Genomic DNA, 7545 nt, shown 5'->3' with positions numbered 1-7545 from the left:
ATGGCGCCGCTCGGGTACGTCCCGCCAGCTGAGTTTGAAGCCAACTACCATCGTCAACGCGCTGGTCAGGCCGCGCCCGTCTGACTTAAACCAACGGGCCTCCGCAATACCCGGGGCGCTTCACCACAACGACAAGCAGCGCACCTCATATGACGCCGGCATATGGCTGAGCTGGATGTTCTATTTCTATCTATCTACGATTCATGTCGTGCTCAGAAAAATCGAGCACGAGGGTCGGCCGTGAAGCCTTGCTGCTATTGCAGCCGAGTAGGGCGGGTCGCTGACCCGCGCAGATTCCGCCGGCAACCGCCGCTAGCGCGTGCCAGCACCGCGCATCAACGGCGCCTCCACCATCCGGTGCAGCAGCGCCGCCAAGACAAACGTGACAACCACTAGCGCCAGCTTGGGCGCAACCCCGCGCGTGGCGGGCTCGTCCACCATGTCGATGGCGGCCATCAGCACGGGCGTGTGGGCCAGGTAGATGGCATAGGCGTGTCGGCCCAGCCATTGCAACGGGGCACGGGAGAAGAGCCCGCTTGCGCCGGCGCCCCACCACAGCGCGGCGGCGCAGCCAGTGGGGAAGAGCACTGCAGCCCATGGGGCCACGCCGGCCAGCGCCATCATGGCGATGCAGGCCGCCAGGGCCAGCGTCGAGCGCGTGGCGTGGGGGCTGCGGGGGGTGTGCTGCCAGTGCCGGTAGAGCGCTGCGCCCAGCAGCAGGCCAACCGAGGCGCGCAGCAGGTCTGAGCCCGCCCAGGCCTGGCCCATCGCCAAGCCCCACATCACGCTCGCCTGCACGGCCAGCAGCAGCGCAAGCGCGCCTGCGGTGGGCAGCCGGGCCAGCCATGGCAGGCGAGGCCAGGCCCAGAGTGCCAGCACGGGCAGAACGAACTCGTAGCTGATGGACCAGCCGGGCGAGTCGAGTAAAGGCAGGCCCAGCACCGGCGCGATCAAGAGCAGATTGGCCAGCACCGTGGTCCAGGGCCAGGCCTGCGGGGCCAGCGCCCACACGGCCAGCGTGCAGACCGCCAGACTCGGCGCCAGGCGCCACCAGCGCCGCTGCGCGAAGCTCAGCACCGAGGGGTGGCTTTGACGGCCGGTGTGCATCAACACAAAGCCGCTCAGCACAAAGAAGAAGTCCACGCACAGCTGCCACTGGCTGCCTTGCAGCCAGCCGCTGGTTCTGCTGCCCTGCAGCCAGCCGCCGGTCCAGCGCGCCAGCTGGCTGTTGAGGCCCAGGTGGTAGAGCATCACCAGCACGGCCAGCAGGCCGCGCATGCCGTCGAGCTCGGTGAAGCGGCTGCGCTCAAGCCCCGGCCGGGGCGTGGTGTTCAAGCGGCGGGCGCTTCGTCAAAGCCGGCGTCGGCAATTGCCCGCGCCAGCGCCTCGCGCGGCTGGCTGGAGGTGACGGTGACGCGGTGCTGCGGCAGGTCGGCCTGCACGGTGGCAGCCGGGTCCACCGCCTGGGCGGCGCGGGTGATGCTTTGGACGCAGCCGCCGCAGGACATGTCAGGGAGGGTGAAGGTGTGAGTGGTCGTGGACATGCTTGTGCTCCGTGCAATGCATCCAGCTTGCCACGAGTCGCGGCGCGGGGTTTGACCTGTCGCAGAAAGGTCGTTCGTGCTCGCTAGGATTGACCTCCTACGGCAGGCAGGGAGTGTGTCGCGTGGCAGTTTTCAGAACGATACGGTTCAGCCGGCAGTGCGGCCGTCTGGCGTGGATTGCTGCAGCGGTGTTGCTGCTGGCTGCGCTGGGCGGGTGGTGGTGGCTGCGCCCAGTCGCTGAGCCGGTGATGCCGGCCGCAGCACCGGCAATGCCGGCTACCGTGGTGGCAGCTGCCTATGTGGCGGCGGCGCCAGCCGTGCCGCCAAGCTCACCTGCTGCAGTGCGCGCAGTGCCGGCACCCGTTGCAGCCTCCAAACCTCCAGTACAGGCGCTTCCCAAGCTTTCGAGCCAAGGCTTTGCGGACGCGATCCGGCAGACGCAGATCGCGCTGCAAGGGCCGGCGTCACCGAAGCAATTGCTGCAGGCTGCGCAAACGCTGGGCGCTTGTAAGTGGGCGGACGAAGTGGTCAAGGCTTTGTACAACGCGCGCGACCAGGGAGACGCCGGCGTTAAGCGCGTGGCGCAGATCACGGGGCTCTCGGTCGAAAGCCAGATTGAGCTGTTTCAAGGCAATCAGCGCCTCTGCCAAGTTTTCGACCAGGCCACGTTGGCGCGGCAAGGCGAGTTGCTCAAGGCTGCGTATGACAGCGGTGAGAAGGAGGCCGCTGGGCCCTACCTTCTGTGGCTGCAGACCGAGGGAAGGCAGGTAGCCAATCCTGCCTTGCTTGAACGGGTCCAGCGCGGTTTGCTTGCAGTTGCGGAGGGCGGTGATTTCACGGCCTTGATTCAGTTCAGTACCCCCTTCAGCGCCCATGCGCAATCGATGGGCATCACTGAAACCCAGCGACAGGGATTCAATGAAGCTGTGCGACAGATCCAGGTTGAGATCATGGGTGCTGAGGCCGCCAAGGCACTGCTGACTTCCACCGCGGAGCTTGAAGCGAAATACAGGATCTTGGAGGCAACGCCACCCCTCACGCCGGAACAGCGCGCTGAAGCCGAGGCGCTGGCGGCACGGGTGGTGAACGCTTGGCGCAAGCGCCAGGGCAAGGGTGGCTGAACGTTGCCCCTGCGCGTGGCGGCAGCTTGAGCTTGCTCAAGCGCGGCCATCGCGTCCGCGCTAAGGTGGTGGGATGCCCACTGACACCGCCACCCTCGACCTCCCCATCGACGGCATGACCTGTGCCGCCTGTGCCACGCGCCTGGAGAAGGTGCTGGGCAAGGTGCCGGGCGTGGCGGAGGCGGCGGTGAACTTTGCGACCGAGCGGGCCAGTGTGCAGCTGGCGTCGGGGGTCTCGTTGCCGGAGCTGGCGGGTGAGGTGGCGGCTGCGGTGCACCGCGCTGGCTTTGAGGTGGGGCAGGACAAGCCGCCTACCGCAGCCGAGTCGGCCGAGGCGCTGCAAGCGCCCTGGGCCTTGTGGCTGAGCGCCGCTCTCAGCCTGCCGCTGCTGGCGCCCATGCTGGTGATGCCGCTGGGCTTGAACTGGGAGCTGCCTGCGCTGTGGCAATGGCTGCTGGCCACGCCCGTGCAGTTCCTGGCCGGGGCGCGTTTCTACAAGGGCGCGTGGGCGGCGCTGCGGGCCGGCGGCGCCAACATGGACGTGCTGGTGGCGCTGGGTACCTCGGCGGCGTACGGGCTGAGCCTGTGGCTGTGGTCTGAGGGGCATGGCGGGCATCACCTCTACTTCGAGTCGGCGGCGGTGGTGATCACGCTGATCTTGCTTGGCAAGTGGCTGGAGGCGCGCGCCAAGCGGCAGACCAGCGAGGCCATCCGGGCGCTGCAGGCGCTCAAGCCCGCGACGGCGCGGGTGCGGCGCGGGGCTGAAGAGATTGAGCTGCCGCTTGAGCAAGTGCGCCCCGGCGACCTCGTCGTCGTGCGCCCCGGCGAGCGCGTGGCGGTGGACGGCAAGGTCGAGGAGGGCGAGAGCGAGGTGGACGAAGCCTTGCTCACCGGCGAGAGCCTGCCCCAGGTCAAGCACCCGGGCAGCCGCGTGATTGGGGGCTCGGTCAATGGCAGCGGGCTGCTGCTGGTGCGCACCGGCGCGGTGGGCGCGGCGTCCACGCTGTCGCGCATCGTGGCCCTGGTGCAGGCGGCGCAGGGCCGCAAGCCGGCGGTGCAGAAGCGGGTGGACCAGATCAGCGCGGTGTTCGTTCCGGTGGTGGTGGTCATCGCTGCATTGACCTTGCTGGGCTGGGGCCTGGCGCGGGGCGACTGGGCGGCTGCCGTCGTGCATGCGGTCTCGGTGCTCGTCATCGCCTGCCCCTGCGCGCTGGGCCTGGCCACACCGGCCGCCATCATGGTGGGCCTGGGTGCGGCCGCACGGCGCGGCATCCTGATCCGCGACCCCGATGTGCTCGACGTGGCGCCGCGCGTGCGCGTCGTGGCCTTTGACAAGACCGGCACGCTGACCGAAGGCCAGCCCCGGCTGATGGCTTTCACGCCGGCAGCCGGTGTGGCGCGGGATGAAGCCTTGGCGCAAGCTGCGGCCCTGCAACGCGGCAGCGAGCACCCGTTGGCCAAAGCCGTGCTCAGCGCGGCCGAGGGCTTACCTGCCATCTCAGCCGAGGCATTGCAGGCGCATGCCGGGCGCGGCATGGCGGGGCGCATCGCCGGGCAGGAGTGGCGCTTGGGCAGTGCGCGATGGATGCAGGAGCTGGGCGTGGATCTGGCGCCCCTGACCGATGCCTCGCAAGCCGCCGAGCAGCAAGGCCACAGCCAGAGCTGGCTCGCCTGCTTGCAGCCCACGCCGCGCGTGGTGGCGCTGCTGGCCTTTGGAGATGCCCTCAAGCCCGGCAGCAAAGACGCGATCGCGGCGCTGCATGCAGCCGGTGTGCGCACCGTGCTGCTCAGCGGCGACCACCGCGCCGCCGCCGCGCGTGTGGCGGCGCAACTGGGCATCGACGAGGTTGAGGCCGAGGTGCTGCCCGAGCACAAGGCCGCCCGCATCGAAGCGCTACGCGCCAGCCTCAATGCGCAAGGCCAGGCCGTGGCCATGGTGGGCGACGGCATCAACGACGCTCCCGCCCTGGCCGCGGCCGACCTCGGCATCGCCATGGGCAGCGGCACCGACGTGGCCCAGCAAGCGGCAGGCCTCACCCTGATGCGCGGCGACCCACGCGGCGTGCCCCTGGCGCTGCGCGTGGCCCAGCTCACCGAATCCAAGATCCGGCAGAACCTGTTCTGGGCCTTTGCCTACAACGCCGTCGGTCTGCCGCTGGCGGCCTTTGGCCTGGCCAACCCGATGCTGGCCGGCGCCGCGATGGCGGCGAGCAGCGTGAGCGTGGTGACGAGCGCGCTGTGGCTGAAGCGGCGAGTGGCGCGCCTGACCGACTGAAAGGCTGATCCATGACCAAGGAACAAGAACGCGCCATCGCCCAGTTCCTGGCGCAGTACGCGCCCAAGGACGAGTTCCTCGCCATCCTGCTGGCCGGCTCGCTGGCACATGGCTATGCCAAGCCGTCCTCCGACGTTGACATCGTCCTCGTGGCCACGGAGCGCGAGTTCGAGCGGCGCGTGACCGAGCGCAAGCTGACCTTCAGCCTCTGGGACGTGTGCGAGTACGAGGGCGGCTACATCGATTGCAAGGTGGTGTCGCTCGCCACGCTGGCGCAAGTGCGTGACAAGGGCAGCGACCCCGCGCGCTACGCCTTCAAGGACGCGCGCATCCTGCACAGCACCGTCCCGGACCTCGCCGGCCTGCTGGCTGCCGTGACGCGCTACCCCGTGCAGGATCAGGCCGCGCGGCGCCATCGCTTCCTGTGCCAGTTGCTGGCCTGGAAGTGGTACCTGAGCCAGGGCCTGGAAAAGGCCAACCCGTACCTCATCACCCTGGCCGTGCAGAAGTTGGTGCTCTTCGCCTGCCGCGTGGTGCTGAACGAGAACGAGCGCCTCTACCCGTTTCACAAATGGCTGCTCGAAGAAACCCGCCGCGCCCCGCGCCAGCCCGAGGGCTTCATGGCGATGCTGGACGCCTTGATGGCCGAGCCGACCATGGCGGCTGCGCAGGCGCTGTCAGATGAGGTGTTTGCCTTCGCCGGGCAGGTCGAGAAAGAAACCGACTGGCCCAACCAGTTCATGCGCGACAGCGAGCTGAATTGGCTGATGCATGAGGCGCCGGTGGATGACCTTTGAGGGTGTGTCGACAAAGGCCCTAGCTTCCTAAGGCCGTGGCGCCGGCCCCGGGCGCTGCTGCCACTCCAGCAGCGCCTCCTCCAGCAGCCGGCGATCGAGGCCGGACTTGCGGGCGGCAGCGAGGCGGGCGTCCACGGCTTCGAGCAGGGCCACGCAGGGGCTGCGACGAACGAATCCGTGGTGGATGAAACCCTCGTTGACCAAGCGGGGCAGGGGCGCGATGCGATCGGCCAGGCCTTCGCGGATCAACTGGGCGCGGCCGGTGTAGAGCCCGGTCACCACATAGTCCACGCGGTCTGCCAGCAGCTTCTGGAAGTTGTGGCCCAGGCTGAGCCCGTCCTCCAGCTTGAGCGACTGCTCGGCGAAGCGATCGAAGGCCTCGCCGAAGCGGTCGCCGGCCGTGCGCCCCCCGCGCCTGCCGATCAGATCGGAGAAGCTCTCGAACTTGAAGGACTGGGCCTTGACCGTGAAGACAGCCATGGGGTTGGGGAAGGCCGGGCTCTGCGTGAAGGCGAGGAAGGCCTCACGTTCAGGGGTGGGCTTGAGGCTGACGATGAGGTCGATCTGCCCTTGCTCGGCCAGCTTGAGCACCCGAGGCCAGGGCCCAACGAAGCGCGCCTCCCAGGGCACGCCCAGTTCGTCCAGCATGCGCCCGGTGAGCGCGATGCTGGCACCCACGATGCGGTCTCCCTCGGCCCAGTGGTAGGGCGGGTAGTCGGGGTTGGCGGACAGCACGACGCGCTTGCACTGCGCTGCGGCAGGCAGCGCTGGCAGCCCGAGCAGCGCCAAGGCTTGAGCGATGCCAGCGAGAAGGCGCTTGAGCGTCATCGTGTTCTCCCCATGCCGCGACACCTGACGCGGCGTCTCATTCTGCGATGCGCTCCGGCCCGGCGGGCATCCCTCGCCAGGCAAATGCCGCTCGAATGGCGAGCTATGCGAGAAAGTTGGCTTTCCGAGGCGGTTGCCTGCGTGGTGGGATCATCCTGGCTTTGAATGGTCCGACCAGGAGCTTGCCGGTGTCATCGCTACTTCGACATGTCGTTTTCTGCCTGTGCCTAGGGTGCTTCGCGTCGTCGGCAATGGCCGAACAGTTCAGGGTCCTGGTCTTCAGCAAGACCGGCGGCTGGCATCACGAGTCCATCCCGGCCGGGGTGGAGGCCATCCGCAAGCTGGGCCAGATGCATGACTTCGGTGTGTTCTGGACGGAAGACGCCGGGCGGGTGATGAATGACAAGGAGTTGCCCAAGTTCCAGGCAGTGATCTTTCTCTCGACGACGGGCGACATCCTGAACGACGAGCAGAAGGCGGCCTTCCAGCGCTACATCCGGGCCGGCGGCGGCTTTGTGGGTGTGCACAGCGCGGACGACACCGAGAAGAACTGGCCTTGGTACATGAAGCTGCTGGGCCGCATGTTCAAGGCGCATCCGGCCAACCAGACGGCCACGCTGATGGTGAACGAGCGCAACTTCCCGGGCATGGACCGCTTTCCCAAGCGCTTCTTGTTCACCGAGGAGTGGCACGAGTTCGGGCCGGCGCTGAGCGGCGACCTCAAGGTGCTGCTGTGCGTGGATGAGCGCACCTACGACGCCTCGACCAACTGGGGTGGGGTCAAGGGCCAGGGCATGGGCGCACAGCACCCCATCAGCTGGTACCAGCACTTCGAGGGCGGGCGCAGCTTCTACACGGCGCTGGGGCACCTGCCTGGCACCTACATGGACGAGCGCTTCCTGCACCACCTGTTTGGCGGCATCTACTGGGCCGCCACGGGCAAGGGCTTCAGCGCCGACTGACGAAGCCTGAAAGGTCCC

Annotated in this window: 7 protein-coding genes and 1 pseudogene; 5 read left to right on the top strand and 3 right to left on the bottom strand. The window is 68.1% G+C overall.

Annotation, left to right across the window (positions count from 1 at the left end; all coding sequences use genetic code 11):
* A pseudogene (locus tag ABDJ85_RS19270) lies at window positions 1-244 on the top strand (hypothetical protein); the annotation flags it as partial.
* Window positions 245-312: 68 nt separating this feature from the next.
* Here the strand turns inward: ABDJ85_RS19270 and ABDJ85_RS19265 are convergent.
* Window positions 313-1335 (bottom strand): acyltransferase family protein, encoded by a 1023-nt coding sequence (locus tag ABDJ85_RS19265; RefSeq protein WP_347706431.1) that lies wholly within the window; start codon window positions 1333-1335, stop codon window positions 313-315.
* Window positions 1332-1544, bottom strand: a complete 213-nt coding sequence (locus ABDJ85_RS19260) for a heavy-metal-associated domain-containing protein (protein ID WP_347706430.1) — start codon at window positions 1542-1544, stop codon at window positions 1332-1334. The genes ABDJ85_RS19265 and ABDJ85_RS19260 overlap by 4 nt, the downstream gene beginning before the upstream one ends.
* Window positions 1545-1666: 122 nt before the next feature.
* Here ABDJ85_RS19260 and ABDJ85_RS19255 point away from each other — a divergent pair, with 122 nt between their 5' ends.
* The 3 genes from ABDJ85_RS19255 (at window position 1667) to ABDJ85_RS19245 (ending at window position 5737) form a co-directional block, all read left to right on the top strand.
* A complete protein-coding gene (locus ABDJ85_RS19255; RefSeq protein WP_347706429.1) occupies window positions 1667-2665 on the top strand; it encodes a hypothetical protein in 999 nt (332 codons plus the stop codon).
* A 73-nt stretch (window positions 2666-2738) separates the two neighbouring features.
* Window positions 2739-4940, top strand: a complete 2202-nt coding sequence (locus ABDJ85_RS19250; protein ID WP_347706428.1) for a heavy metal translocating P-type ATPase — start codon at window positions 2739-2741, stop codon at window positions 4938-4940.
* 11 nt (window positions 4941-4951) lie between these two features.
* Entirely contained in the window at window positions 4952-5737 is a 786-nt protein-coding gene (locus tag ABDJ85_RS19245) for a nucleotidyltransferase domain-containing protein (protein ID WP_347706427.1), read from the top strand.
* Between the two features lie 27 nt (window positions 5738-5764).
* Here the strand turns inward: ABDJ85_RS19245 and ABDJ85_RS19240 are convergent, their stop codons facing one another.
* Window positions 5765-6565 carry a substrate-binding periplasmic protein gene (locus tag ABDJ85_RS19240; RefSeq protein WP_347706426.1) on the bottom strand — a complete coding sequence of 267 codons (801 nt, stop codon included), beginning with the start codon at window positions 6563-6565 and terminating at the stop codon, window positions 5765-5767.
* A gap of 251 nt (window positions 6566-6816) precedes the next feature.
* On the opposite strand from ABDJ85_RS19240, the gene ABDJ85_RS19235 reads away from it, so the two are divergent.
* The gene (locus ABDJ85_RS19235) at window positions 6817-7527 is read left to right on the top strand and encodes a ThuA domain-containing protein (RefSeq protein ID WP_347706425.1); all 711 of its coding nucleotides are present in this window, start codon (window positions 6817-6819) and stop codon (window positions 7525-7527) included.
* The last annotated feature ends 18 nt before the right edge of the window (window positions 7528-7545 follow it).

Origin of the sequence: Roseateles paludis (assembly GCF_039872745.1) — a bacterium.
GTDB classification, from domain to species: Bacteria; Pseudomonadota; Gammaproteobacteria; order Burkholderiales; family Burkholderiaceae_C; genus Pelomonas; species Pelomonas paludis.
Note: the sequence above shows the minus strand (reverse complement) of the source record. Positions and strands in the feature narration are given on the sequence as shown.

Coding starts and splice junctions, on each gene's coding strand:
- ABDJ85_RS19260 (WP_347706430.1), bottom strand. CDS start 1,544: ATGTCCACGACCACTCACACCTTCACCCTCCCTGACATGTCCTGCGGC.
- ABDJ85_RS19250 (WP_347706428.1), top strand. CDS start 2,739: ATGCCCACTGACACCGCCACCCTCGACCTCCCCATCGACGGCATGACC.
- ABDJ85_RS19245 (WP_347706427.1), top strand. CDS start 4,952: ATGACCAAGGAACAAGAACGCGCCATCGCCCAGTTCCTGGCGCAGTAC.
- ABDJ85_RS19240 (WP_347706426.1), bottom strand. CDS start 6,565: ATGACGCTCAAGCGCCTTCTCGCTGGCATCGCTCAAGCCTTGGCGCTG.
- ABDJ85_RS19235 (WP_347706425.1), top strand. CDS start 6,817: ATGGCCGAACAGTTCAGGGTCCTGGTCTTCAGCAAGACCGGCGGCTGG.